Consider the following 26046-nt stretch of genomic DNA (forward strand, 5'->3'; position numbering starts at 1 on the left):
ATTCACGAATGTTACGCCAATAACAAAACTATAACTAAGACGGGATCTCCTTGTCCGCTGGTTCGATGAGCGCGTCGACAGCGACCACACTCTTCACAGGGCGCACAGTCAGTAGCTTCCGTAGGGCCGAAATAATGAAAAAAGTGGTCTCAAGGGGAGATAGATTATAAAAACTATCCCACGCTTGGCTTTTGAATTCCGAGTAATTATCCACCCGCTCCGGGTGTAAATCACTATAAGCTAAATTTACGGCGTGACCAATGGTGACATCAATTGTCAACGCTTCATCAATTTGCAAACTGGGATTCTGCTCAAAGAAGCTACCCAGCGCACTGAGAGTCTCAACGGTTAATTGACGATATTCAGGGGCTTGAATATTATTCAGCATTTGCTCAACAAGTAACACAAACGCTGCTTCACCTTGCGTCATATCACTCAGTACCATATCGCTAGCAATCCGGTTACGTTTGTCCATCTTATTGCCAATCACCAAGCCTGTGGTATGTTTAAAAATAGTCCATACTTGTGGGATAAAGCCAGCGGGACGTCTATCAATAACCCCTTGATGCTGACGCCAAACATACCAGCCTTCAGAGGGCTCGGTTAATTTTTCTAGGCCAAGATTTTGATCCCAGTCTAGCTTACCGGAATGACATTCAGCGTGCAGTTCTTCGAGTTTTAACGGCAAGTCGGTTAAGTTCTGATATTCCTCTAGTACTGCTTCAATGCGATCCTGAATAACAGAAGGCGCCAAACTCATAATATGTTCGTAAGCTTCATCTGGTGTTTTATTTTGCTCGCGAGAAATCTGGCTGGTGAGCAAAATAATTAAGTAGCTAACACGAACGGTAAGCAATTCGCTGAACAGTTCTGGTCGCGCTTTAACTAGCATACCCAACGAGAGAAGCACTTCTTGGGTTAATACTTGATCACGTACATCTTCACGGCAAAATTGTTTAATTTTTGTGAGTAGCTCATCATCTTGTAAGGGTTTTGTAATAAGGGATTCATCGCTGTAAGCACGCCCAACCTGAATAAACTTCTGGGCAACGAGCAAGGCACTCACCGCAAGGCCTAAATCACCATTTATTTTACCTAACAAACCTGATGCTTGGCGCAATACCGACCAAAGTCGTAAGCGACCTGCCTGTAGGTAGACTTCTTCAATCAAGGACTTAATGGTGTTGTGTAGTCCATGATAAGTTATCGAACTGTCTAGACTTTGTAACTTATTAAGGGCATCCAATAAGGCTATTTGTTGATACAAGTTATCAGATTTTTCTAAACGTGCATGCAGTTCGCTTATATCCGTGAGCAAATCAATTTCACGTTCTTGGTCTGATGTCAGTTCAACATTACTTCCTGATATTGAAAGGGTACATGAGTGAGAAAACAACTCTTGTAAAGGCTCTGTGGGCAACACCAAATCGTTAAGCTGGTTAATTCGCTCGACCGCGGATGTGGGGGTAAGTTGAGCCATAGTGCCATGCTTAACGGGAACATCACCGACTTCACCGGTGGCGATTTGGGCCATTAACTCAAAAAATGAACTACGATCTGCACCTAATAAATTATGGGTCAGCAAAACAGTAACCGTTGGCCTTCCGACTTCGGTCCAGTTGCGATGCAAATAGCTCAACTCGCTTTTAAAACGTCGTACTAAGAAGTCGATATCGTAACTTAAAAAGTATTCATGTTGCATAAATGATGGCGTTAAACAGACCGCTCGTTGCTTGTTGAACATATATACTCTACTGGTCGTTAAGCTTTTAAGCATGCGCGGTATACGGCCGGTTAACCCTAAGCTGTCACAGCGACCAACTTGACCGTGCACTGCAGCGATATCCTCAGGGCGATATACTTTCACCGGCGCAATATCTGTCAGTGTTTCAGTGGCTACACCATGGGCCGCAAGTTCTTGCTGTAAGGTTTCATCCTCAGATAAAAAGATTAGCTGCACAACGGGCTGCATAGTCGGTTTGACGTGACGACGCCCTAATGGGTCTAAGTCACCTGGGCGCAGTAAACCGTCTTCTAGCATTGAGCCGAGCAAATATAAGCTCTGTGCCCACACTAAGGGGATATTTTCGTTGGGTAATCGATCTTGCGATTGTGGGTTAGCACGCTCAGCATCAATAGATTCTTTAGGCACATAATACAGTTCAGGAAGCAGTTTAAAGCCATTTTGTTCAACTAGCACTTTGTCTAAACGGTCGCGATAATGGGTTATTTGCGGTTTATTATCGGTAAAAATAGCGTCTAAATACAAGTAGGCATAAAAAAGCGGCCACTCAGATTCAATATTCTCAAACTGTTTTAGTTCTTTATCCTCATAATGTAAGCGACCTTCATCTTCGAGTACGGTTTGATGGCCATCCCGTAGGAAGCGTTTTAGGCCATAACGCCCCTCCAGCTTAGTTACAATGTCGTTGCGTACTCGATCAGACAGGGCTTTGTCTTGGACCGCAAATGCTGGAAATCCGATTACGCTAAGCAAAGCAGCGTCTATTTCTTTCGTATTTGATTCACGGGGTAACATCGCACTTAGAGTAATGTTCGACTGTGCAATGTTGTCGGGTATAACATGAATAACCGAACTAAAGGAGCCTTTAGCACCAAATAAGTTAAACCCTGATAGGGCTTCAAGAGCGGCCTTTGCCATTCCCAAAGAGCTCGCATTTAGCTCAACGCTACCACTGTTACTTTTTGCTCCTCGTTCCCAGATACCAAAATCTGGTGAACGATAAGCGCGCTCGATGTAATACACTAAGTTTTGAATAAAACAGACTTCTTCATCTGTCCAGATCAAATCTAGACCTGATGCAATCATCTGAGTCAATGTGAGCAGAAAAACGGATGTAGCATCGATTTGTAGGTGGCCCCATTCTGAATCACCTACCACACTGTCGCCAGTAGCGGTATCGTATTTGGCATGTAGGGCATCAATTGGCTGACGCGTTTTCTTGAATTTTTCTATCTTGTTTGATTGCGCCATCATCGAACGTAATAGAGCACGCATAAGTTTAACGGTCCGTTGCTGTAGTTCATAGCCGCGGCCATTGTCATTATCAACGTTGCGATAGGCGAGGGCTAGTCCCCAGACTGCCAGAATACTGTACACATTATCGCGTACCCAAGCATCTTGGTAGTTACCGTGCACGGTGATGGCTGTGCTAGCAGGCAATAAACCACTAACAGGATGCTGCTTTTCTAATATGACGGATTTAATCTGCTTATAATAAGCGTCGAGCTGAGTGTTCAATTCTAAGTTTTGCATTCAATGTCCTAACTAATTCAGGGAAACGGGAAAAGGCTTCCGAAAAGTGCAGATTAATCTAACTGTGGTTCACAAATATGATCGCTATACGGTAATGACAAATATAAATTTTGAAAGACATAATTTTAACGCATGTTCAATGTCTTAAAATCAGCAAAGAATACGCCATTATGGCTTAATAAGGCAGTGTGAGGCGAATTTAGGTACAAAATGCTCTTTTCATAGCGCTTGAGCGTACATATTATCTAGGGATTGTTATATTTGCCCATCTATTCGCTATTTTCTATCAGGGATAACCGATATTTCGCGTGGCTTAATCGAATAAGTTTAGATGGGTTCCCCGTTATTTTGTACGTAACGTGCACGGTGCAAGTTTATGGTGCAATTGTGAAACCGGTTAGTCATCTATCAACAATAGTTGTTACACTTAAATACAAATGGGAACTATTATCATTTGTAATAGTGTGACATAATACGTCATTAATCAAGTAGGAGGGAATCAATTTAATGCGCAATGTAATTAAAGAATGTGTGACCTTCGTTCATCATTGGAACGAAACGTTATTTAGCTTTAAAACAACACGCCAGAAGTCGTTTACGTTTGAAAGTGGTCAATTTGTGATGATTGGTTTAGAGCTTGCCGGTAAGCCGATAATGCGTGCCTATAGCATCGCCAGCGCTAATTACGCCGACGAATTAGAGTTCTTTAGTATTAAAGTACCAGATGGTGCGTTGACCTCAGAATTACAGAAGATCAAAGCGGGTGATGAGGTCATGTTGACTACCCGAGCAGCCGGTACGCTGGTCGCGGGATATTTACAACCGGGTAAAAATCTTTATTTACTGAGCACTGGCACAGGATTAGCGCCATTTATGAGTGTTATTCAAGATCCTAATATTTACGACCAATTTGACAAAATCATACTTGTTCATGGCGTTCGTTGGGCATCAGAACTAGCTTACCAACAAGAAATAGAAGTAGGGCTGCCGAATAATCCGTTTTTTGGGGATATAGTGCAGGAAAAGTTACTTTATTACCCCACTGTGACGCGTGAGCCATACCAATATAACAGCTTAAAGACATCAGACGGCATGCGAGATCATGAAGGTCGTATTACTGATTTATTGCTGTCGAATAAACTCACCAACGACTTGAATTTAGCGGATATCAGTCCTGATAATGACCGGTTTATGTTGTGTGGTAACGATGCCATGCTAAAAGATTTAGCCGCCATCTTAGATGCGAAGGGATTCAGTAAAGCGAATTCACGCTCTCAAGGGCACTATGTTATTGAACAAGCGTTCATCGAAAAGTAAGTCGAACGGTGTTTAAGTGCAGCAACAATGGCAATGCTTAAGAAGCTATTCAGCTGGTAAGTTTGCTTCTGTGCTGCCTTGTCGCTAACGAACCGTGACTAAAACAAGATACGAACATACACCATGCACTGCCTGTGATAATTAGTTAATCACCTCTTTATAACCTTTATTGCAACAGGTTTCCGTTATACAAAACCGTTTTTTCTCCTTGCTATCGCGATGAATGATGTTCTCTTACTCAATATAAAGCGGTCATAGCGTTTTATCTTGAATGGCACTACTGACTGGGTAGTTCAATTCGAGATGATTGAACATGGTTCGATTTTGTGGATGCCTGTTTGATATCTGTTAGGCCTTACGTAGTTTTAATTCGCTGTATTGAAAGCCTCATCTGTTTTTCTATTTCAAGAATAACGAACAGGGCGGCACCTACGCCTATGATCAGAAAACCATCGAATAAAGGAATAGCTTCTGTAGCAAATACGATTTGCAAAGGGGGGAAATAGGTTATGGCAAATTGTGCCACAGTAATAATCGATACAACTAACCAGACTACCTTAGTACCGCGTACAGCCTGCCAAGTTAATGATGTAGAGTAGATATTGCGAATGAAAAACAATTGAAAAATTTCCATAACAACTAAGGTGTTCAATGCCATGCTTCGAGCTAGTTCTAACGAATAGCCGCGATCAATGGCGTACATATGAATACCAAACACACCGCATAGGAATAAAACAGAAACTAAGATTACATACCAAATCATTTCTCTTGATAACAGAGGTTCGTTACGCCCTCGAGGAGGGCGGCGCATGGTGCTTTCTTCACTTGGTTCGAATGCTAATGCAATGCCAAGTGTTATTGCCGTAATTAAGTTAACCCAGAGGATTTGAATAGGGGTAATAGGCAACGTCATGCCCATTAACAATGCGACAATGATGGTCATAGCTTCACCCGCATTAGTGGGTAGTGTCCAACTGATGACTTTTTTGAGGTTGTCGTAGACGGTGCGACCCTCGCGCACTGCAGATACGATAGATGCAAAGTTGTCGTCGGCCAGCACTAACTCTGCAGCCTCTTTAGCAGCTTCACTGCCTTTTTGACCCATCGCAATCCCCGCATCGGCTCGTTTTAATGCGGGGGCGTCGTTCACACCATCCCCGGTCATCGCTACCGTCATGCCATGAGATTGCAACGCCATCACTAATCGTAGTTTGTGCTCTGGGCTGGTGCGAGCAAAAATATCGCATCCAAGAACAGCATTTCGTATCGCGCCTTCATCCATATTATCAAGTTCCGCACCGGTTAATACTTTATCGGTAATTTGTAAGCCAATTTGCTTGCCGATAGCTGCTGCGGTTTTGCTATGGTCGCCGGTTATCATCTTGACTCGAATACCAGCTTCGATGCATTGTGCGACTGCGGTAATCGCTTCTGTGCGAGGAGGGTCTATCATGCCTAACATACCAATTAGGGTTAATGAGCCTGTGACATCAGCATGCTCTAAAACGGTGTGTGATGGTGTCACTGTTTTAACGGCAAACGCTAATACACGTTGCCCAAGTCCAGCGATGGTCTCAGCTTGGTTGTTCCAATAGGCGATATCTATTGGCTCTGACTTGTCGTCCAAACCTTTTTGATTTGTACACATGGTTAAAATTTGTTCTGGGGCGCCTTTAACAAATATGCAGGCTTGTTGCTCATGATTGTGATTAAGCGTAGCCATAAAGCGATGTTTGGCATCAAAAGGAATGGCGTCTGTGCGGGTCCATGTGGCGTTGGTTTCTTTTAGGTTGAGGGCCATTTTCCCGCTAAATGCGAGTAACGCGCCCTCCATCGGATCACCTTCAACTAGCCAGTTTCCGTCTTGCTCTCGCAGCGCCGCGTCATTACATAGCGCGGCGGCTTGCGCCAATTCATTAGGTACAAAATCAGTAATAGCTACGGTTTTAGTTTCTAGAGTCAATTTACCTTTAGGTTCATAACCATTGCCTCCTAAGGTGAGTAAGTGTTGCTGAGTGAGTACTGAAGCCACCATCATTTCGTTGCGAGTTAATGTGCCTGTTTTGTCAGAACAAATAACTGATACCGAACCCAATGTTTCAATAGCGGGTAAATGACGCACAATGGCATTGCGTTGAGCCATGGCTTTAACACCAATAGCTAACGTTATGGTTAGAACAGCCGGTAAACCTTCTGGTATAGCTGCTACCGATAGCCCAACTACTGCTAAAAACATTTCAGTAAAGTCATGGTGTTCAACAAAATACCCAAACACCAGTAACATAGAGGCAACAGCAAGGATCATTATAGTCAACCATTTGGCAAACACCGCCATTTGCTCAACTAGAGGCGTGGTTAACGTTTCTACTTTCGATAACAAGCCGCTAATACGACCTATTTCTGTGTCTTTCCCTGTACCGACCACTACACCCTTGCCTTGACCCGTACTGACTAACGTTCCCGAATAAGCCATGCATGTGCGATCACCCAGTGAGGCACCTATTTCAACGATCTTATTTTGCTTTTCGACCGGTATTGATTCACCAGTCAAAATAGCCTCTTGGATTGTTAAACCATAAGCAGATAGCATTCTCAGGTCGGCAGGCACTTTATCACCAGCTTCAAGTAACACTATGTCACCAGGAACTAAATCTACTCCATCAACGTTTTTACGCTCTCCATCACGGATCACGTTGGCATGAGGGGCTAACATCTGCCTGATGGCATTCATCGCTTGTTCTGCTTTGCCTTCTTGAATAAAGCCTATCACAGCATTCGCAATAACCACCGCTAAAATCACACTCATATCAATCCAGTGCCCAAGCACAGCAGTGATCACTGCAGAACCGATTAACACGTAAATTAAAATATTATGAAAGTGCATTAAAAAACGGACCAATGGATTGCTGCGGGCAGCTTGTGCCAAACGGTTAGCACCATGAGCTAACAAACGAGCTTCAGCATCAGCTTGTGTTAAGCCGTCAATCGAGCTTCCTACGCTTTTAAGAGTTTGCTCTGCCGAAGTACTGTGCCATTTAGATTGTGCAATATCTGCGTCAGTTTTTTGCATGTTGGCCTCGTTTATTTAGGAGATTGAGCTGTATTAGAGAAGAGCGTGTAGATTTATCGTATCAATAGCATTCAAACCCAATTTGATATGGGGCAATTTTTCTGTGGGTATTGCCGATATTTGATTGAGTTTATTTGTCTGAAAGGTAACAGCTAGCAGCCTGTTGTTGACCGCTTTGGTATTCAAGTTAGTTCTATTTCTTTGTCGGCTGTTTACGTTCAAGCCAATTATTTGTTGGTTAAGAATGCTGAGATACGAGCGATTCATACACATTACCTCATTGACTTTATTGGAGAAGCAAACCCTTTAGGCTTGATTGCCATTACCGAACTGTTTAGTTGGTTGATAATGGTCTCTGCGGTGTTGCCAATTACCAACCCAGCGATTCCGGTGCGGGCAACGGTTCGCATGACGATTAAGTCTGCATCTATCTTTTTGGCTATTTTCGGGAGCTCTTCACCCGCTGTCCCTTTAACGATATGAGGGATCAATGACAAAAAATTAAAAGATTCTATTCCGATTTTTTGCTTTACGTTGTCAAATTAAACCAGGTCGAATATGACCTCGATCAATAATAGGTTGAAGTCTATTCATTTTTATCAAGCAGCGGCCTAACCCAAATTCATTTGCTAAAATTGTTATGTTTGACTAACTATTCCTGCTTGTTTACGACCAGTATTACTTTTGAAAGAATTTAATACGGGATATTGAACTGTGATAAAAGAAAAAGTAGGCAACGTAATTTCTCAAGCGCGTGTCAAGGCTGGGAGATTTATGCATGGGGCGTATGTTTACAGTTGGTTGAGGCGGGCTTTAATGACTCTATAACTCGAGTCATTTTTCGCAGCCGCTGATAGGGGATGTGCTTAAATTTACACATCATTTTTTCAGCGTCTGCTGCTAAAAAATGGGGGACGAAAATTAGACCTAATTACTCGTCTACTAACACTTCAAACCCACCGTAGATCATGCGCTTCCCATCAAAGGGCATAGGGGCTGTTTTTGGGTCGAATCGCGGGTCGTTCATGCATTTTTGCATGCCGCTGTCTCTCGCCTCTTTAGACGGCCAGGTGATCCACGAAAAGACAACGGTTTCATCATCTTTAGCTTGCACTGCCTGAGGGAAAGAAGTGACTTCACCATTAGGTACGTCTTCTCCCCAACATTCAGTGCACGACAGTGCACCGTATTCTTCTTTGAAAATTTTAATACAGTGCTTAGCGTATTCTTTGTATTGTTCTTTATTTGCCGTAGGCACAGCGACGACAAAACCGTCGATATATGACATATGGAACCCCTGAAGTCTGATAAGTAAATGATTGCAGGAAAGACATTACGTATATTGGCATAATATTTCTAGTTGAAACATCATCGAGAACAACAATACTGATAATTGCAGTCTCACTAATGTTTTAGATTTCACAGGCATGGAGGCACAAAAAAATAGGCGCAGTAAAATGCGCCTATTCTATTCGGTAGCGGCTAAAGCGTTACCATTTACGCACTTTTGGCGTGCGCAAATAAGCTAGGGCCTGCCGATACAAGCGCTTTACCATTATCAGTATCAGTGAATTTTTCGAAGTTCTCAACGAATAGTTCAGCCAAATCATTGGCTTTTTTGCTCCACTGACTTTCGTTTTGGTATGTTTTGCGAGGGTCCAGAATACCGGCATCCAGCTCACCTAATTGCTGTGGAATTTGTAAGTTAAAGACCGGTAAGGTCGTGGTAGTCGCGTCATCTAATGAGCCATCTAAAATGGCGTCAATGATAGCTCGTGTAGCTTTGATCGATATACGTTTCCCAGTGCCATTCCAACCCGTATTAACTAAATAAGCTTGCGCACCTGATGCTTGCATCCTATTTTTAAGCACTTTTGCATATTGAGTAGGGTGCAAGCTTAAAAATGCTGCGCCAAAACAGCTTGAAAAAGTTGGAGTTGGTTCGGTAATTCCACGCTCAGTACCCGCTAATTTAGCGGTAAAACCAGATAAGAAATAATACTGTGCTTGTTCTGGCGTGAGTTTAGATACAGCGGGCAACACGCCAAATGCGTCAGCAGTCAAGAAAATCACCTTGGTTGCATGTCCAGCGCGAGATACTGGCTTAACAATATTGTCAATGTGATGAATGGGATATGACACGCGAGTATTTTCAGTTTTACTGTTGTCGTCAAAATCTATTTTACCGTTTGCGTCAACGGTGACATTTTCAAGTAATGCATCACGGCGAATCGCATTGTAAATATCCGGTTCGTTTTCTTTGCTTAAATTAATGGTTTTAGCATAGCAACCACCTTCAAAATTAAACACGCCGTTGTCGTCCCAACCATGTTCGTCATCACCAATTAACTCGCGATTAGGATCAGTCGATAAGGTAGTTTTACCAGTACCTGATAAGCCAAAAAATACCGCAACATCGCCGTCTTTACCTACGTTTGCGCTGCAATGCATAGACGCAATATCCCTAAGGGGTAATAGATAGTTCATCATTGAGAACATACCTTTTTTCATTTCGCCGCCGTACCAAGTACCACCAATTAACTGCACTTTTTCAGTTAGGTTAAATGCCACAAAATTCTCTGAATTTACCCCGTGAGAACGCCAATTAGGGTTATTTGTTTTTGCACCATTCATAACCACAAAGTCAGGTTCGAAGTTTACAAGTTCTTCTTCTGTAGGACGAAGAAACATATTCTTTACAAAATGGGCTTGCCAAGCGACTTCTGTGATGAAGCGGACCTTTAGGCGCGTATCTTCGTTAGCGCCGCAATAAGTATCTACCACAAATAAGCGCTTATCACTGAGTTGATCGATAACCAAAGCTTTGAGATCGTTCCAGACTTGTTGTGTCATGGGTTTATTATCATTTTTGCCTTGATCAGACCACCAAACGGTATCCCTGGTTACATCGTCACGTACTATATATTTGTCTTTTGGTGAGCGTCCGGTAAATTTGCCTGTGTTAACATTAACCGCTCCTAATTCGGTTACGACGCCTTTTTCATACCCTTCAAGGCTAGGGTGAGTGGTTTCCTCAAATAAGACATCGTACGAAGGATTATGTAGAATTTCGGTGGCATTAATACCAAGTTTGGCTAAATCTGCGGACAATTTTTGTATATTCATTAACTAACCCTTCGTTTGATGGTGGCGGTGAAACTGTAAGTTAAATCCTCGATGGTGTATGTATTTGAGGTTTTTAAAAACTTTTTAGGGCGAAAAATACGTAACTGTCAATGATGTGGTTGACAGACAATGCTAATGAATCCGCCCGATGCAGCTATTTTAAACATGTATGCAATTATTATGAAGCCCAATTCGTAATAAAACACCCTTAATTTCATAAGTTCGAAATAAACTGTTATGAAATCCACGCAAATACATATTTAGAGCGCTTTTTAGGGATAAAAAGCATGACTAAAGAAAAATTTTCACGTATCACCTTGGAAAATAAGAATATTTGTCGATAAAGTTTAAATATCTGATTAATAGTACTAATTTACAAGATTGTTACGTTTAATGAGATTTTCTAAAGCAATGGAGTATTAGCTGGAGCTATTAACAACAGTTTCGTGGGGGAATATAGTGTAATAACTATAATGATCATTTTTGATATCTATTGTGAAAGGTTACGGTATCGAGATCAGTTTCTGTTATTTGATGTGAAACAGAGCGTTTAAAATAGTCATCATACAATGAGAACAGGCCTGAAAATAGCGCAAGCCTGTATTCGCTGTGATAAATAGTCGCTTACAAAAGCTTACGTCTTATGCTTGATGCAAATGCGCCAAAATGCGATTCTTGCCACGTTAAACTCAAGTGTCAAAACACTTTTTCCGAGTCCGAAAGAACCAACTTTTCCAGACTCGACTCTTACCACGCCTAGCTAAAGGACCAACAAATGACACGGTTGCCTGCCGAATACCTGAGCCAAATTGAGGCTATTTTACCGGCCAAATCAATCATCCAAGATATCAGCCGTCTGCGAGCTCTCGCAGTTGACGCGAGTTTTTATCAACTTATACCTAAACTTGTACTGAGGCTTAATTCATTAGAGCAAGTACAGACTGTTCTAGCGCTTAGTCAACAGCACAAAGTGGGTGTTACGTTTCGTGCAGCGGGCACAAGTTTATCAGGGCAAGCGGTGAGTGATTCTGTATTAATCATTTTAAGTGATGATTGGCGCCGTTATGACGTATTAGATAAAGGCCAGCGAATAAAGTTACAACCAGGGATTATTGGGGCTGATGCAAATCGCTTACTTGCACCTTTTGGACGTAAAATTGGCCCGGATCCCGCGTCTATCAACAGCTGCAAAATTGGTGGTATCGCTGCTAATAATGCCTCAGGTATGTGTTGCGGCGTTGCCCATAACAGTTATTACACGGTACAAGATATGACCATAGTATTGGCTGATGGCAGCATGGTTGATACCGCTAATGAAACCAGCGTACAAAACTTTCGAGTTAAGCACCAAGTTATGCTTGACGAGTTGCAGAAATTGGCCTTTGCGAGTCAGCAAAATTCGTCGCTACGGGAGTTAATTACCTATAAGTATCGTCTTAAAAATACCTGCGGTTATGCCGTTAATGCGTTAATCGATTACCAAGATCCGTTGGATATCTTGCTACACCTGATGATTGGTTCAGAAGGCACGCTCGGGTTTATTGGGGATATTACGTATAAGACGGTTATAGAACATAAATATAAAGCCAGTGGCTTGTATTTATTTGCTAGTGCAGAGCAGGCGTGTGCTTTGGTACAAGTGTTAGCGCAGCAAAATGTCGACGCTATTGAACTAATGGATCAACGCGCCCTTAACTCAGTTAAGGGACAGCCGGGATTACCCGACACTTTTTGTACCGACAATGACAACTACACCGCGTTACTACTAGAAACCAGTGCAAATAGTGATAAGGCCCTTAATCTAAATATGCAAAGCATTGAACAATGTATTGCTGAGCATCACCCCATGCAATCCATTGCGTTAAGTACTAACAGTGTGCTTAATCAGCAGCTGTGGGCAATACGTAAAGGCACCTTTCCGGCAGTTGGCGCAGTGCGCGAAACGGGTACTACTGTCATCATTGAAGATGTATGTTTTCCTATCGAAAATATGGCTGAAGGAATAGGGCGGTTACACCAACTATTCGATAAGTTTGGATACGCAGAAGCCATTATTTTTGGTCATGCTTTAGCGGGCAACCTACATTTTGTATTTACCCAGTCGTTTGAACTTCAGAGCGAAATTGAACGCTACGACAGTTTTATGCAAGCCGTTGCACAGCTTGTTGCTGTTGAATTTAAAGGATCCCTTAAAGCCGAACATGGAACAGGACGGAATATGGCACCCTTTGTTGCGCTAGAGTGGGGTGAGGAAGCATATAATGTCATGCGTAAGATCAAACAAATTGTCGACCCAGTAGGTATTTTAAACCCTGGTGTGATTTTAAATGACGATCAGCAAAGTCATATTAAAAACCTTAAACTTCTACCAAAAGCAAATGACATTGTTGATAAATGCATCGAATGTGGTTTTTGTGAAGCGGTTTGTCCATCCCAAGCATTAAGTTATACACCGAGGCAACGCATCGCTATATGGCGACGCATTCAACATTTACGGGCGTTGGCAATCACAACATCTGGAGAACATACTCGAAGTGCTACTAAAGTAAGTAATCAGCCTAATAAACAGGCTGTAATTGATATCGAAGAGCAAGCCGAAGAACAAAACAAAGAGCTAAGGCAATTAGAGCATGACTTCGAGTATATGGGGATTGATACCTGCGCGGCTACTGGGCTATGTGCGCAGCGCTGTCCTGTTGGCATCAATACCGGTGACTTAATAAGGCAATTACGCAGCGAAAAACAAACAAAATTCGGCAAAACGATCGCTAAGTTCAGCGCAAATCACTTTTCGTTGGTGAGTAAAGCCGCGGCCCTAGGATTTGCAGCGTCTAGTACGGCGACTAAAATACTCGGAGACGATTTAACGAATAAAGTTGGCGAAAGTGTGCATCGATTTTCGGGGAAAAGACTACCACTATGGCAGAGTCAGTGGCCAAGTAAGGCAAAGCCGATTAGGTTTGATGCTAGTCTAAAACGCAAACAAGTTGTTTATTTTGCTAGTTGTGCCAGTCGTACTATGGGCCCAGCAGCCTCTGACACCGAATCGCGTTCTACCTATGATGCGGCTCGGTCTGTGTTCGCCAAAGCGGGGTACCACGTGATAGTACCTGATGCGATGAGCGAACTATGTTGTGGTATGCCTTTTAGTAGTAAAGGTTTCCCTGATTTAGCTCAGCAAAAAGGGGAACAGTTAGCACATAGTTTACTGAGTATTAGCCGCCAAGGGCAAATACCAATTGTGTTTGATACCAGCCCGTGCAAGCAGCAAATGCAGGGGCTAAACAATGAGCATGGATTAACCATCTTTGAAACCAGCGAATTTATGGTTAAGCATGTATTAGCTGATTTACAGATTACGCCGCAAACGCAGCCTATAGCGTTACACATAACCTGCAGCAGCCGTAAAATGGGCATTGGTCCTTATTTACAAACGTTGGCTAACGCTTGTAGTGAAAAGGTTATACAGCCCAACGGCATTGAATGTTGTGGTTTTGCCGGTGATAAGGGAATGTTTGTACCTGAACTAAATGCCAGTGCGCTGCGCCATTTGAAGGATCAGATCCCAGCAGATTGTACTGAAGGATTCAGTAATAGTCGTACTTGCGAAATCGGGCTAAGCCAGCACAGCGGCATTCCTTACCATTCACTAATGTTATTGCTCGATAAAGTTAGCAAAGGGAAAACCGCACCAGTAAACGTTTAAAGACGTTAATAAACATTGAGGCACAATGCTGATACGGCCACTGGGGTTCGAGTCAACGTTAGCGAATTCGGTTTTAGTTTAAAATATACCGCCACTTAAAGGAGCAAATGGAATGCGGATTAGCGATCGTCAACTAAATATGGCGGTAGCTGAGGGGATTTTGACTTCAGAGCAAGCCCATCGCTTAACTGCTTATATATTGGTGTTACCCGAGGGCGAAGCAAAGTTTGATTTTACCCACTTGATGTATTACTTCGGTGGTCTCGTTGCCATCGGTGCAATGACGGTCTTTATGAACTTAGGATGGGAATCATTCGGTGGTATAGGCGTCCTTGGGCTTTGCGCTATTTATGCCATTGCGGGGATTTTATTAACTAATCGATTTACGCGACAGGGATTATCGGTTGTCGCAGGAATATGCGCCACATTTGTGGTTACATTGACACCACTGGCAACTTTCGGATTGCAACACGCGTTAGGTGTATGGCCAGGCAACGACAATTATCAAGATTATCATCGTTATATCCAGTGGCATTGGTTATATATGGAGCTTGGCACAGTGGCAGTAGGAGTAATATTAGCCAAAGTTTATAAATATCCTTTTTTGGTAATGCCGATAGCCGTAACGTTATGGTATTTGTCGATGGACCTAGCCGTCATGCTAACTGGGGAGCGGCCTGAATATGAAGTACGAGCATTGGTATCGATGTACGTCGGGTTATTAATGTTGGGCTTGGCATTTTGCGTTGATATACGGTCCAGACATTCAGGTGACTATGCATTTTGGTTGTATTTACTCGGTACGATAGCGTTTTGGGGGGGCTTGACTATGCAAGAGTCCACCAGTGAATTATCTAAGTTTCTATACTGTTGTGTAAACCTACTTATGATGGGTATAGGCATAGTATTGGTACGCCGTGTTTTAGTCATATTTGGTGCATTTGGGGTCTGTGGATATATAGGGTACTTGGCTTACGACGTATTCAGCGATAGTTGGCTATTTCCAATTATATTAACCCTTTTAGGCTTTGCTATCGTTTATCTTGGCATCATCTGGCAAAAAAATGAGCAAGCGGTGACTCAAAGATTACGTCATTCTTTGCCTCTGCCGCTGCAGGAATTATTAGACAAAAAAACAATGTGAAAATGCATGCCCGTTAGTCCTTTAAATAGCTTTTGTCACATCAGTGAATACACTCTGGGGTAAATAACCACGACTCAGAGGCCTTTTTGAATATCTTTGTTGGTCAATTTATCTACCTTAATTCGGTATTGCTAGTGAGTATCATTACTTTCGTTCCTCCTGTTAATTATTAATTTTGCAATATTTACTACTGCTTTATTGTAATTAACCCGTTATATATCACCTTTTGATATGCCTAACTAACAACCAAAATATTCTAAAAATGACAATTAATGACCATTATAGTTCAATAAATGGTTGCCTTGAATCACAATAATCTATAAAGTGATAATCGTTCTCATTTAGATTGTTATTAGGATGTTGCAGTGATTGAATTACTCGTTAATGGTGGAGTTGTGGTTTGGCTACTAATCAGCCTTTCAGTGATCGCCTTAAGTGTAGCCGTGCTCAAAGGGTGGCAGTTTTATAGTACTCGCGCTAAACCTGCTGATGCTATTGAACAAGCCTTTGGATTTTTACAACAGGGCAAACATGCCCAAGCGTTATTACTGGTAAATGGTCAACGTAATTACCGCGCGGCACTGATCAGCAGTACTGTTCAATTAATCGACAAATCGTCGTTAGCAATAGATGACATCAAAGACGAAGTATATCGCCAAGCTCAATTGGCCATTGCGCAGCTTAATAGTTATCTACGTATTTTAGAAGTTATTGCCACATTAGCACCATTAATGGGTCTTTTCGGTACAGTAATTGGCATGATCGAAGCATTTAAAGCTATGGAGTCTGCTGGTGCTCAGGTTAACCCAGCGGTGCTGTCTGGCGGTATCTGGCAAGCGTTACTAACCACAGCAGTGGGCTTAGCCGTAGCCATACCAGTGTCCATGCTTAACAGTTACTTTGAGCGCAAAGCGGAAGTCGAAGCTCAAGCCATTCAAAATGACCTTCAACGTGTTTTTACGCTATATGCCAGTATGAACGCGCAACCTGTTGCCAAAAAAATGGGCTCAAAGAGTACCCAACCGTCTTCTTCTAAACAGGGCGCTGAGTAAGCATTATGTCAAGTTTGGTCATGCCCAAAAGACGTAAACAAAGCATTAGCCTAACGGCACTAATTGATGTGGTGTTTATCTTGTTAATGTTTTTTATGTTGACGTCGTCTTTTACAAAATTTAGTGCCGTTGAAATGCAATCAAGTTTAGCCGCGAGCACTATTTCAGACACCAAGCCACAATTTATGCACTTAAGTGAAGACGGTTATTTGTCGGGTATGGGTACTTCAAATGCTAGCGCTAACTTAAGTGACGATGCTCTAGGTAACGTATTTGATAGTTCACTACCGACCGTTTTACAACCGGCACCAGATACACAGGTTCAAGCTATTGTCGATGCGCTTTCTCGCTTGAAAATCTTAGGGTTTACAAATGTGACCCTAGGTAAAGCAGCAGCCAGCGCAGAGGACGTAAAATAATGAACGCGTTTAATCAACTATCTCGTCCACGTCGTAAAGCAAACACTGACGACAACCTCATTCCGCTTATCAATATTGTATTCTTGCTACTTATATTTTTCATGATTGCGGGCAAAATCGAGCAGATCCATGATGCGGGCTTAACCTTGCCTAAGAATAGCCATGCAAAGTCTGCTATCAGTCAACCGATTACGCTGCAGTTATCAAAAGACAGCGAAATTCACTTGAACAACGAACTCGTCAGTTTTGACTCTCTGCCCAATGCTTTGACCAATCTATTGCTTGAGCACCCAGCTAATATAGCGGTACGCGCTGATAAACACGTGACCTATCAAGCATTAGATAAAGTGCTCGATGCACTTAGAACAGCAGGTTTTAGCACCATCAACTTGTTCACCCTAACGACAGAGCCAAGTTGATGAGTGCTGCCATTCAAAAAAATACTGACCAGGCAGTTGGCGGCAATGACGCTAAACTAGCGGGCATTTCAGTTTCTCCGGTTTTTATTTCAATTGGGCACAAACATCAGTGGACGGTAGCTATCGCGATTGCGTTCGTAATACACGCAGCGGTATTTGCAGCATTGTCGATTAAACCTGAGGTGGCACAGGGCAGTTCGCTCGGGGAAGGTCAAGACGGAATCGAAGTAGGTTTAGGTATGCTTGGGGCCTATCAAGATCAAGAATTGGTTGAGACGCAGCAACAAGATGAGCCAGTTACACCTATTATCGAACCTAAGCCGGTAATTAAGCCTAAAGCGCAAGCTAAACCCGAACCCATCATCGAAAAGGTACCTGAAGCAAAACCGCTAGTTCAGCCAATACCCGAAGCTGCCCCAGCAACTGAAACTTTGGAGGTACCTGTTGTTGAGCAAGTATTAGCGGAAAACGCGATCCAGAAGGTGATTACGCCAACGCCAGAATCAAGCGACGCTAAACCTGTCACTTCAACTGAAACAGCAGTTGAAGCCCTTGAACGCGAAAATCTGCCGGATAAAACGACTCAATCAAACAACACAACAATTAATGACAATGCATCGGTAGCTGCGGCGCAAAAAGCCACAACACGAGGAACAGGAAGTGCAAGCTCACGTCGTTCTGGTGGCCGTGCAGGCAATGCGCAAAGCTTCTTTGCTGAATTACAAGCTCATCTTAGAGAGTATAAGACATATCCGAAAGAGCTCAAAAAACAAAAAATTGAAGGCGTTGTACATCTTCAATTCACCATTGATCGTGATGGTTACGTTTTAGCTTCAAGCATTAAACAGAGCTCTGGCTCAGCCGAACTTGATCAAGCCGCCTTGGACATGCTGCAAAAAGCTAATCCACTGCCACTGGTACCCAATTCAATTAAACGTGAGCGCATCACGTTAGTTATTCCCATTGAATATTCACTTATCACTAACTCAGCATTTAAGGAATAGTTACCCATGAGTAGAAAAACAACCTGTTATTCGGCGCCATTGAGCTTGCGCTCGCCTAACGTTAAAACTAACAAGACTCTATTAGCGTTAAGCATTCCAGGTATGTTGCTAAGCCCGATGGCTATGGCACAAGAAGATGAGCCAATTATATTGGATACCATGCAAATTGAAGAGCGTACGGTTGATACCAACCCTTATGCCCAAGCTGGTGCACCATATAAAGCGCAAGTTTCTGGCGATTCACGTCACGTGAAAGAACTAGCAGATACGCCACAAACTATCAGCGTATTGACGCAAACTCAGATTAAAGAGTCGGGTAAAACCGATTTAAAAGAAATTCTTGCTGCCCAGCCGGGTATTACCCTAGGCACAGGTGAAAACGGTAACGCTTTTGGCGATCGTTATATTATTCGTGGCCACGAAGCGCGCAGCGATGTGTTTGTTGATGGTTTACGTGATCCTGGCATGACAACCCGTGAAAGCTTTGCCACAGAGCAAGTTGAAATTACCAAAGGTCCAAGCTCTACATTTGCTGGTCGCGGCTCAACAGGTGGGGCGGTTAACAGTATCACCAAACAAGCTAGCGCCGAATACGACTTTAATAAGTTAGAAGGCGGCTTAGGCACTGATGACTACCGTCGTATCGCCCTGGATAGCAATAAGCGCATCAATGACGATTTGGCGATACGGGCAAACTTGCTACATTCATACAAAGAAATACCAGACCGTAGTCCTGCTGATCAAGAGCGTAACGGTTTAGCATTGTCAGCGATTTATCAGGCCACTGATAAGCTTAAATTGACTGCTGATTATTACTACTTAAAAGCGGAAGATACCCCTGACCTTGGTACTTACATTGAGCCAAATGGTGGTAAGCCTGTACATGACTTGCCTGTGTACACCCAAGACGGACAAGACTTTTTAGAGTCAGAAATTAACACCTTCACCTTGCGTGCCCAATACGAAATAGACAGTAACACTCGTGTTGAAAACATGATGCGCTATGGCACAACTGACAATGGTTATGTTACAACCGGTGCACGAGGAACAAATCGTGATGAAACGGATCCATTTGCACCCGGCGCTGCGACAGTTAGCCTAAGCACTCACCAAGGCTGGCAAGAAGTAGAGTATTTCGCAGATCAATTAAATGTGTATTTAACCCGTGACTTAGGCGGCCTAAAGCATAACTTCGTGGTCAGTGCCGAATACAGCACCCTTGACGTTGACAACGGCGTTTATAATGTAGAAAACACCGGCGATACCAACTGCGTAACATCAGGTCGCAATGGCGCTTCAGCAGGTTATTGTATCGTAGACGCAAGCGGAAACTATATCGATGACATCAACAGTGTGATGGGCCGCAGTATTACCAAAGGCGCCCAGGACTCTGATTACTCAATTGATACTGTGTCTGTGTCATTGATGGACACCATTGATATTAACGAATTTTGGTCAGTCTTTGCCGGTTTACGCGCTGACAGCTTTGATTACGATAACGTCGTGACCAGCGGCGGTGAAACCACAGCCTATGACTACTCAGATACGTTATGGAACGGCCATGTGGGTGTGGTATATAACATCAACGAAGACGCCAATGTTTATCTAACTTACAGTACTTCTAGCAACATTAATGGCGGCGAGTCTGACTTAGGTGGTAACTGTGGTTACGGCGGTATTTGTGGTGACCCTCAGCAAGTGACTGACAGCAAACCAGAAGATACTGAAAACTTCGAACTAGGCACTAAATGGAACGTATTCAACGATAAACTGCTTATTACGGCAGCTATCTTCCAAATCACCAAAGATGATGTAATGGAAAGTATCGGCGATGATGATTACGCCAGCATAGGTACCCTTAATACAGGCAAAAACCGGGTAAAAGGGGCTGAATTTTCAGTGGTCGGTAACATTACAGAAAAGCTAAGCACGCAATTCGGCGTCTCCTTTATGGATGCCGAAGTACTTGAATCTTTTGATACTGACAGTGTTGGCAGAACCTTAAGTAACTTCGCAGATAACAGCGCCTTCTGGCAGTTGCGTTATCAAGCAAACGATGCGATTTCATTTGGCGGCACGATGACCTATTCAAGTGAATTATATGCGGGCCAACCTGATTCAGGCGCAGGGTTTAACACAGATATTAACGATTACTCATATAAAGTACCGAGTTACACATCATTCGATGTGTTCGCAACGTACGCCTTTAACGAGCAGTTAAACTTACGTTTAAATGTAGCTAACGTTACCGATAAAGATTACTACCTAGCAGCTTATCGCAGCGGTGCGTTTACTTACATTGGTGCAGCTCGTAATGCAAAACTTACCTTAACCTATGAGTTCTAACGTTAGCTAAAAACGTTTCATTACACTTTATGTAAGTTAATCAAGGGAGTAGGTTGTTTTTCAACGTGCTCCCTTTTTCTTTTTAGGTTAATCTGTGACCATGAACGAAAATCATTACGTGTTACCCAAACTCAGCCAAATCCCCGCAGATGTCATTGCCATATGCGATTATGAGCGCTTGGCTAAAGATTATATGCCTCTCGATATCTATGAATATATTGCAGGTGGGGCAGGGGACGACATTACCTTAAATCGTAACCGAAGCGCTTTTGACGCTATCGGCATGAACAAGCGTGTATTACGCAAATTCACTAGGGGCACCACCGCTATTACGTTAAGCGCAGACACCTTCGCTTGGCCTATGTTAGTGGCGCCTTTAGCCTATCAAAGCTTGTTACATCCAGAGGGAGAGCTGGCTACTGTTGAAGCCGTTAATGCGGTTAATATGGGTATGCTTACCAGCACACTTTCCACTGTGCCACTTGAAAACATCGCGGCAAAACAGCAAACGCCCAAATGGTTTCAGCTATATATGCAGCCTGATCAAGAACACACCTTGGATCTTGTAAGACGGGCTGAAAATGCAGGGTATACAGCCATAGTTGTGACAGTTGATGCGCCTGTTAGTGGTTTACGCAACCGTCAGCAGCGGGCAGGTTTTAGCTTACCCGCAAGTGTGGTGGCCGCCAACTTGGTTAATTACCCCACGTCGCAAATTCAATCGTTATCCCCAGGGCAAAGCGTGTTGCTAAATGGGTTGATGGCCGACGCACCTGATTGGGATGACATACAATGGCTGCGTCAACATACTAAATTGCCCATTTGGATAAAGGGTATCAGTCATCCACAAGATGCGATTTTAGCCGCACAAAGTGGTTGTGCAGGTATTGTAGTGTCAAACCACGGTGGTCGCACCTTAGATGGGCTTGCTCCCAGTATTGATTTGCTACCGCCCATACGAAATGCCGTGGGTGAGCAGTTTTCTATTTTACTTGATAGTGGCATTCGTCGGGGCACTGATATTTTTAAAGCCATTGCGTTGGGGGCAAATGGGGTACTAATTGGTCGCCCTGTATTAAATGGTTTAGCGGTTGCGGGCTCGCTGGGCGTGGCTCACAGCCTAACCTTACTGCAACAAGAATTAGAATTAGCCATGGCGCTAACAGGGTGTGAAACCATTGACGATATCACCCTTGATTGCATTTATTAGTCTTATCGTTCACATTCACATTAAAAAATGCTTTAAAAAAGCACGTTGAAATAGTAGCTTTAACACTGCCCTCGGGCGTAACAAAAATCAGGCTTAGGCATAATTAATTTATTCGATAAATTAATTACTTAAGATTGAAAGTAACAGAACCCTTAAGTCTTCATCGCGATACTTATTATTGATAGAAACAGCCTGTATAAAGAGAACCCAATGTTAACCGTTATTGAAGATCTATTATCCAAACAAGAAGTAACTCAATTTACCCAAGCGTTAGATAAAGGTCAGTGGCTAGACGGTAAGCACACAGCGGGTAGTCAAGCCTCAAAAGTGAAATATAATCAACAGTTAGATGACACCAGTGCGTTGGCGATGGAACTACGAAATAATATTATTCGTAAACTATCCGGTAATGCACTTTTTATGTCTTCAGCGTTGCCGAATAAAATATATCCGCCTAAATTTAATCGCTATCAAGGTGGCGAACACTACGGTTTGCATGTAGACAGTTCAGTGATGCCTATCCCTAGCAGTCATCAAATGCTGCGTACTGACATTTCTGCTACCTTGTTTTTATCTGAACCACGGTCCTATGACGGTGGTGAGCTGAGCATTGAAACCCAATTCGGTTTGCAACAAATTAAGCTTGGCGCTGGTAGCGTTATTTTGTATCCGGCCAATAGCCTGCATCAGGTTAATCCAGTAACGAAAGGCGTTAGAACCGCTTCTTTCTTCTGGATAGAAAGCTTGGTCCGAAGTAACGATCAACGTAGTATGTTGTTTGATTTAGACCAATCTATACAAAACTTAACGGTAGAACTTGGCAGCAACGACCCAGAAGTGAAACGCTTGACAGGGGTATACCATAATCTTATGCGCAGTTGGGCCAGTTGTTAGACTAGTCAAGTTGCTTTGTTGGCGGACATATCTTTGACTCTCGGTCAAACAATGCTTTATTTTTTATAGCGTAATTATCAAAATGCTTAGCCTAAGTCAAAGGCGATAGATTTTATCTTTGTCGGTCATTACGCATGTCTATTTCGCCATTTAGGACAATATCCCCCTGCTATTTATCGGCAGACTGTTTAGAGTTGAGCTTTTGGTATCGACTTTTAAATAGGCTGATTTCGTTTGAAATTAAACCATATTTAAAGTATTTGTTCGGCTAATAAATGACCCGTATTTCGCTATAAAGCGTTACTAAACAACCCTTCTATAACCCACAATACTTGTCTGAGAAAAGATTTGCAGTCGTTTTTGTGGTAACATATGTCAACAGACGAAAGCTTCAAGGGCCAATAACTCATTCAGTGTATGACGGATTGCCAGCACTTATGAGGGCCTACTAGAGAGAGCGTTATCGCTTACGAAGGAATTAACCTTTTATTTCCTCAAAAAAGGAGTGCAAGTCAGCCCGTATTACCAGTGGCCGATTGCCTTAATTGAGGGCGTTAGGTTCGTGAGCATCGCTGATAAAGCAAACTAAAATAAAAATGAATAGGAGGTATGTTAATGGAACCCAACTATGAGGTGGCAAACAACAAACAACAGGAAGTTAACGTATTGCTACGTACTTCACTTATCAAGATGGGCATAGAGCCCGACTCAACTGACGATTTTATCAACACGACACTTACTCCGTCTATCTTGGTCAGACCGCCTAAAACACCCATTCCAGCTGAAGGCTCAGCAGAGAAACCTGCCAGAGTAAAACCGGAAAAGCCGGGCAATATAAAACTTAGTATTAATACCTTGATTGACCAGATTGTGAAAACGCACCCTCCAGGCATGCCAAATAAACGTGAGCCTTGGTTGGGTATTTTTGCGTTTATCGAATTGCTGCGCCAAGTAAGTGATTTACAAGATGTAAACTTAAGTGAAAATGATGCCATGGTTATTTGGTGTATGTGGTTTGTTAGGGGGCGGCGCACCAACACAACGAGCGGCAAAGATTTATTGACTAAAATCAATACCCATTTGGTTCGTTACGACCGCAGTGCACTGACAGAAGCTGAATTAGAAACCAGTCTCAAAAATCTGGAAGACATTTCCGCTATCAGGCAATCTAAGAATACGGCTGATTGCTGGTATCTGGTTGGCTGGGTAAAAAGAACCTATCAATAACAACGCTTCATAAACGCACCTTCGGGCTAAAAATGGCCCCAAGGTGACGATTTATTCGAGTGGTGATTTTTCTAAGTATATTTACTAAACGGCTTTATGCGTTTCTTTATAAAGCATATTAATCATAGCCATTACTTTGAAATGCTGTGCTTTTAATGCAAGATGCGCTTCGGCATTTTTGGCATGTAATTTACGCTCGTGTTGATGCACAGGATTTTCTTTTTCATCCGCGGCTTCGAAGACTTTGCTGGTAACATCTTGTTCCGCATCTTTCATAATTTTTTCGTGCTGGTGATCACTTTCTGCATGCGCTTGAATAGCTTTAGTATGTTCAGCCAAAGAGATTGATTGCTGCTTAAGCTCCTTTTCAATTTCAGAAAGTTTAGTTAGTGCTTGGTCATGTTCTTTATTCCAGAAGGCGATCTCATCTAGCCATAAAGCATGTTCAGAACCCCACAAGGTGTGCTCTTGATGGGCAGCCAGATGATTTTCTGTTACAACCGCTTGTGCTTTCTCTTTAAGCGATGTTGTGAACTCCATTAACTCTGCTGTACTCGTATTAGCGATGCTCTGTAACTTGCTCCAAGCTGAACTATTTACATAAGCTAAGTCGAATTTTAATTGATCTTTATAGGCTTCACTGACACCTTCTACAGCTTCCCCCCATAAACGTAAATTATCTTTTAATTCTTTGCTCGCTTGCTGTATTTTCTCTTTGCTTGTTTCTGCTGTATTGCCGAGCTTTTCTTCAGCGGCATGGAAAGCCTGCTGTAACGTTTTCCCTTCTTTAACCACATATTCTTCAACACTATCAACCATCGCGTGATAGCTTTCTTGTAACTCGGTTAATCGTTTATTCGATTTCATAATGAGGTTCCTTCTAAAAAAAGTTATGGCCTACGTTAATAATCGTTCAACCCCTCGTCATATGCTATTCGGCATTGTACCTAGCACATTACGGAAATTACCTAAACCGGATTATGCTGCAGTTAATAAAGCGATGCGGGTCTACGTTTTATATCCGGCCATAAGAACCAAAAAATGTCAGTGTTCAGTAACCCATTGGGCTTTATCATGAAATGGCGGATATAATCCATTTGAAAACGCGCTCAAAAATTGAACGCGTCAACTGAGGGAATTGTAGGGCAGGGAGATAGCCTATAGGGTAATAAACTGACTTTGCTATTGGCGGTACCTTTTTTTAAAAAATTTAAGTTGCCAATCCCAATGTAGGGCCCCCATTCTTAAAAATACCGTTGTAAAAAGTGAACCGAAAATGCACCAAATGTATGGTGCACCAAAGTAAAATAGCGCGCCATAGGCCAACCCCCCTGAAACACAGGCTGAGGCATACATTTCGCTGCGCATAACAGAAGGTACCTCTCTACAAATAACATCTCTGATAAGACCACCAAATATACCGGTCGTGGTTCCCATGGTTATGGCAATCAGCATGCCTGTACCTTCTATTAAAGACTTTTCAATCCCTACTATATTAAATATTGCCATGCCAACGGCATCAATAAGCAAGAAATAATAGTTTGATAGGTGGGGCAAATAACGAATAAAGACAATAGCGACAATTGTTGCCGCATACGTGGAATATAAGTACGCTTGATCCGCCACCCAGAAAACAGGCTCGTTCAAAAGTAAGTCTCTTAGAGAGCCGCCACCCAAGGCGGTAACGGAAGCGACGACCACTATGCCAAAGCCACCGACCTTTTTTTCATACCCCAGTAGAGTGCCCGCGACTGCAAAAAATGCGACTCCAATAAGGTTCAAGAAATGAAAATAGTCAGATGTCATTGTAGGTCCTTTATCTTTGGTTTCTTGTT

18 protein-coding genes are annotated in these 26046 nt (G+C 42.7%); 11 read left to right on the top strand and 7 right to left on the bottom strand.

The features are described from left to right. Positions 1–34: 34 nt before the first annotated feature. The gene (locus GQR89_RS09400; protein ID WP_158769806.1) at positions 35–3277 is read right to left on the bottom strand and encodes a glycoside hydrolase family 15 protein; all 3243 of its coding nucleotides are present in this window, start codon (positions 3275–3277) and stop codon (positions 35–37) included. Positions 3278–3784: 507 nt separating this feature from the next. Between GQR89_RS09400 and GQR89_RS09405 the strand changes: the two genes are divergently transcribed. Further along, the gene (locus GQR89_RS09405; protein WP_158769807.1) at positions 3785–4594 is read left to right on the top strand and encodes a ferredoxin--NADP reductase; all 810 of its coding nucleotides are present in this window, start codon (positions 3785–3787) and stop codon (positions 4592–4594) included. A 355-nt stretch (positions 4595–4949) separates the two neighbouring features. Here GQR89_RS09405 and GQR89_RS09410 read toward each other — a convergent pair whose 3' ends face one another. The 4 genes from GQR89_RS09410 to pckA form a co-directional block, all read right to left on the bottom strand. After that, positions 4950–7664 carry a cation-transporting P-type ATPase gene (locus tag GQR89_RS09410; RefSeq protein WP_158769808.1) on the bottom strand — a complete coding sequence of 905 codons (2715 nt, stop codon included), beginning with the start codon at positions 7662–7664 and terminating at the stop codon, positions 4950–4952. A gap of 272 nt (positions 7665–7936) precedes the next feature. Next, positions 7937–8161, bottom strand: coding sequence for a universal stress protein (locus tag GQR89_RS09415; protein ID WP_370461057.1), 225 nt, complete (start codon positions 8159–8161; stop codon positions 7937–7939). 434 nt (positions 8162–8595) lie between these two features. After that, positions 8596–8952: a DUF1428 domain-containing protein gene (locus GQR89_RS09420; RefSeq protein WP_158769809.1), complete on the bottom strand. Its 357-nt coding sequence runs from the start codon at positions 8950–8952 to the stop codon at positions 8596–8598. Positions 8953–9161: 209 nt separating this feature from the next. Then, positions 9162–10790: a phosphoenolpyruvate carboxykinase (ATP) gene (gene pckA, locus GQR89_RS09425; protein ID WP_158769810.1), complete on the bottom strand. Its 1629-nt coding sequence runs from the start codon at positions 10788–10790 to the stop codon at positions 9162–9164. 775 nt (positions 10791–11565) lie between these two features. On the opposite strand from pckA, the gene GQR89_RS09430 reads away from it, so the two are divergent. The 10 genes from GQR89_RS09430 (at position 11566) to GQR89_RS09475 (ending at position 24211) form a co-directional block, all read left to right on the top strand. After that, complete coding sequence (locus tag GQR89_RS09430) at positions 11566–14496, top strand: FAD-binding and (Fe-S)-binding domain-containing protein (protein WP_158769811.1); 2931 nt, start codon at positions 11566–11568, stop codon at positions 14494–14496. A gap of 112 nt (positions 14497–14608) precedes the next feature. Continuing rightward, positions 14609–15640, top strand: a complete 1032-nt coding sequence (locus GQR89_RS09435; protein WP_158769812.1) for a DUF2157 domain-containing protein — start codon at positions 14609–14611, stop codon at positions 15638–15640. Between the two features lie 365 nt (positions 15641–16005). Next, complete coding sequence (locus GQR89_RS09440; RefSeq protein ID WP_158769813.1) at positions 16006–16692, top strand: MotA/TolQ/ExbB proton channel family protein; 687 nt, start codon at positions 16006–16008, stop codon at positions 16690–16692. A gap of 5 nt (positions 16693–16697) precedes the next feature. Further along, positions 16698–17111: a biopolymer transporter ExbD gene (locus tag GQR89_RS09445; RefSeq protein ID WP_158769814.1), complete on the top strand. Its 414-nt coding sequence runs from the start codon at positions 16698–16700 to the stop codon at positions 17109–17111. After that, a complete protein-coding gene (locus GQR89_RS09450) occupies positions 17111–17530 on the top strand; it encodes a biopolymer transporter ExbD (RefSeq protein WP_158769815.1) in 420 nt (139 codons plus the stop codon). Before GQR89_RS09445 ends, GQR89_RS09450 begins: the two co-directional genes overlap by 1 nt. Continuing rightward, entirely contained in the window at positions 17530–18534 is a 1005-nt protein-coding gene (locus GQR89_RS09455; protein ID WP_158769816.1) for an energy transducer TonB, read from the top strand. The genes GQR89_RS09450 and GQR89_RS09455 overlap by 1 nt, the downstream gene beginning before the upstream one ends. A 6-nt stretch (positions 18535–18540) precedes the next feature. After that, positions 18541–20880, top strand: coding sequence for a TonB-dependent siderophore receptor (locus GQR89_RS09460; protein ID WP_158769817.1), 2340 nt, complete (start codon positions 18541–18543; stop codon positions 20878–20880). Between the two features lie 100 nt (positions 20881–20980). Next, positions 20981–22090, top strand: a complete 1110-nt coding sequence (locus GQR89_RS09465) for an alpha-hydroxy acid oxidase (protein ID WP_158769818.1) — start codon at positions 20981–20983, stop codon at positions 22088–22090. 210 nt (positions 22091–22300) lie between these two features. Further along, positions 22301–22984: a Fe2+-dependent dioxygenase gene (locus tag GQR89_RS09470; RefSeq protein ID WP_158769819.1), complete on the top strand. Its 684-nt coding sequence runs from the start codon at positions 22301–22303 to the stop codon at positions 22982–22984. Positions 22985–23599: 615 nt separating this feature from the next. After that, positions 23600–24211 carry a hypothetical protein gene (locus GQR89_RS09475; RefSeq protein ID WP_158769820.1) on the top strand — a complete coding sequence of 204 codons (612 nt, stop codon included), beginning with the start codon at positions 23600–23602 and terminating at the stop codon, positions 24209–24211. 84 nt (positions 24212–24295) lie between these two features. Here the strand turns inward: GQR89_RS09475 and GQR89_RS09480 are convergent, their stop codons facing one another. Both GQR89_RS09480 and GQR89_RS09485 read right to left on the bottom strand, forming a co-directional pair. Then, positions 24296–25078 carry a hypothetical protein gene (locus GQR89_RS09480; RefSeq protein WP_158769821.1) on the bottom strand — a complete coding sequence of 261 codons (783 nt, stop codon included), beginning with the start codon at positions 25076–25078 and terminating at the stop codon, positions 24296–24298. 315 nt (positions 25079–25393) lie between these two features. Beyond that, positions 25394–26017: a trimeric intracellular cation channel family protein gene (locus GQR89_RS09485; RefSeq protein WP_158769822.1), complete on the bottom strand. Its 624-nt coding sequence runs from the start codon at positions 26015–26017 to the stop codon at positions 25394–25396. Positions 26018–26046 lie beyond the last annotated feature (29 nt).

Origin of the sequence: Paraglaciecola sp. L1A13 (assembly GCF_009796745.1) — a bacterium.
Classification (GTDB): domain Bacteria; phylum Pseudomonadota; class Gammaproteobacteria; order Enterobacterales; family Alteromonadaceae; genus Paraglaciecola.

Coding starts and splice junctions, on each gene's coding strand:
- GQR89_RS09400 (WP_158769806.1), bottom strand. CDS start 3,277: ATGCAAAACTTAGAATTGAACACTCAGCTCGACGCTTATTATAAGCAG.
- GQR89_RS09405 (WP_158769807.1), top strand. CDS start 3,785: ATGCGCAATGTAATTAAAGAATGTGTGACCTTCGTTCATCATTGGAAC.
- GQR89_RS09410 (WP_158769808.1), bottom strand. CDS start 7,664: ATGCAAAAAACTGACGCAGATATTGCACAATCTAAATGGCACAGTACT.
- GQR89_RS09420 (WP_158769809.1), bottom strand. CDS start 8,952: ATGTCATATATCGACGGTTTTGTCGTCGCTGTGCCTACGGCAAATAAA.
- pckA (WP_158769810.1), bottom strand. CDS start 10,790: ATGAATATACAAAAATTGTCCGCAGATTTAGCCAAACTTGGTATTAAT.
- GQR89_RS09430 (WP_158769811.1), top strand. CDS start 11,566: ATGACACGGTTGCCTGCCGAATACCTGAGCCAAATTGAGGCTATTTTA.
- GQR89_RS09435 (WP_158769812.1), top strand. CDS start 14,609: ATGCGGATTAGCGATCGTCAACTAAATATGGCGGTAGCTGAGGGGATT.
- GQR89_RS09445 (WP_158769814.1), top strand. CDS start 16,698: ATGTCAAGTTTGGTCATGCCCAAAAGACGTAAACAAAGCATTAGCCTA.
- GQR89_RS09450 (WP_158769815.1), top strand. CDS start 17,111: ATGAACGCGTTTAATCAACTATCTCGTCCACGTCGTAAAGCAAACACT.
- GQR89_RS09455 (WP_158769816.1), top strand. CDS start 17,530: ATGAGTGCTGCCATTCAAAAAAATACTGACCAGGCAGTTGGCGGCAAT.
- GQR89_RS09460 (WP_158769817.1), top strand. CDS start 18,541: ATGAGTAGAAAAACAACCTGTTATTCGGCGCCATTGAGCTTGCGCTCG.
- GQR89_RS09465 (WP_158769818.1), top strand. CDS start 20,981: ATGAACGAAAATCATTACGTGTTACCCAAACTCAGCCAAATCCCCGCA.
- GQR89_RS09470 (WP_158769819.1), top strand. CDS start 22,301: ATGTTAACCGTTATTGAAGATCTATTATCCAAACAAGAAGTAACTCAA.
- GQR89_RS09475 (WP_158769820.1), top strand. CDS start 23,600: ATGGAACCCAACTATGAGGTGGCAAACAACAAACAACAGGAAGTTAAC.
- GQR89_RS09480 (WP_158769821.1), bottom strand. CDS start 25,078: ATGAAATCGAATAAACGATTAACCGAGTTACAAGAAAGCTATCACGCG.
- GQR89_RS09485 (WP_158769822.1), bottom strand. CDS start 26,017: ATGACATCTGACTATTTTCATTTCTTGAACCTTATTGGAGTCGCATTT.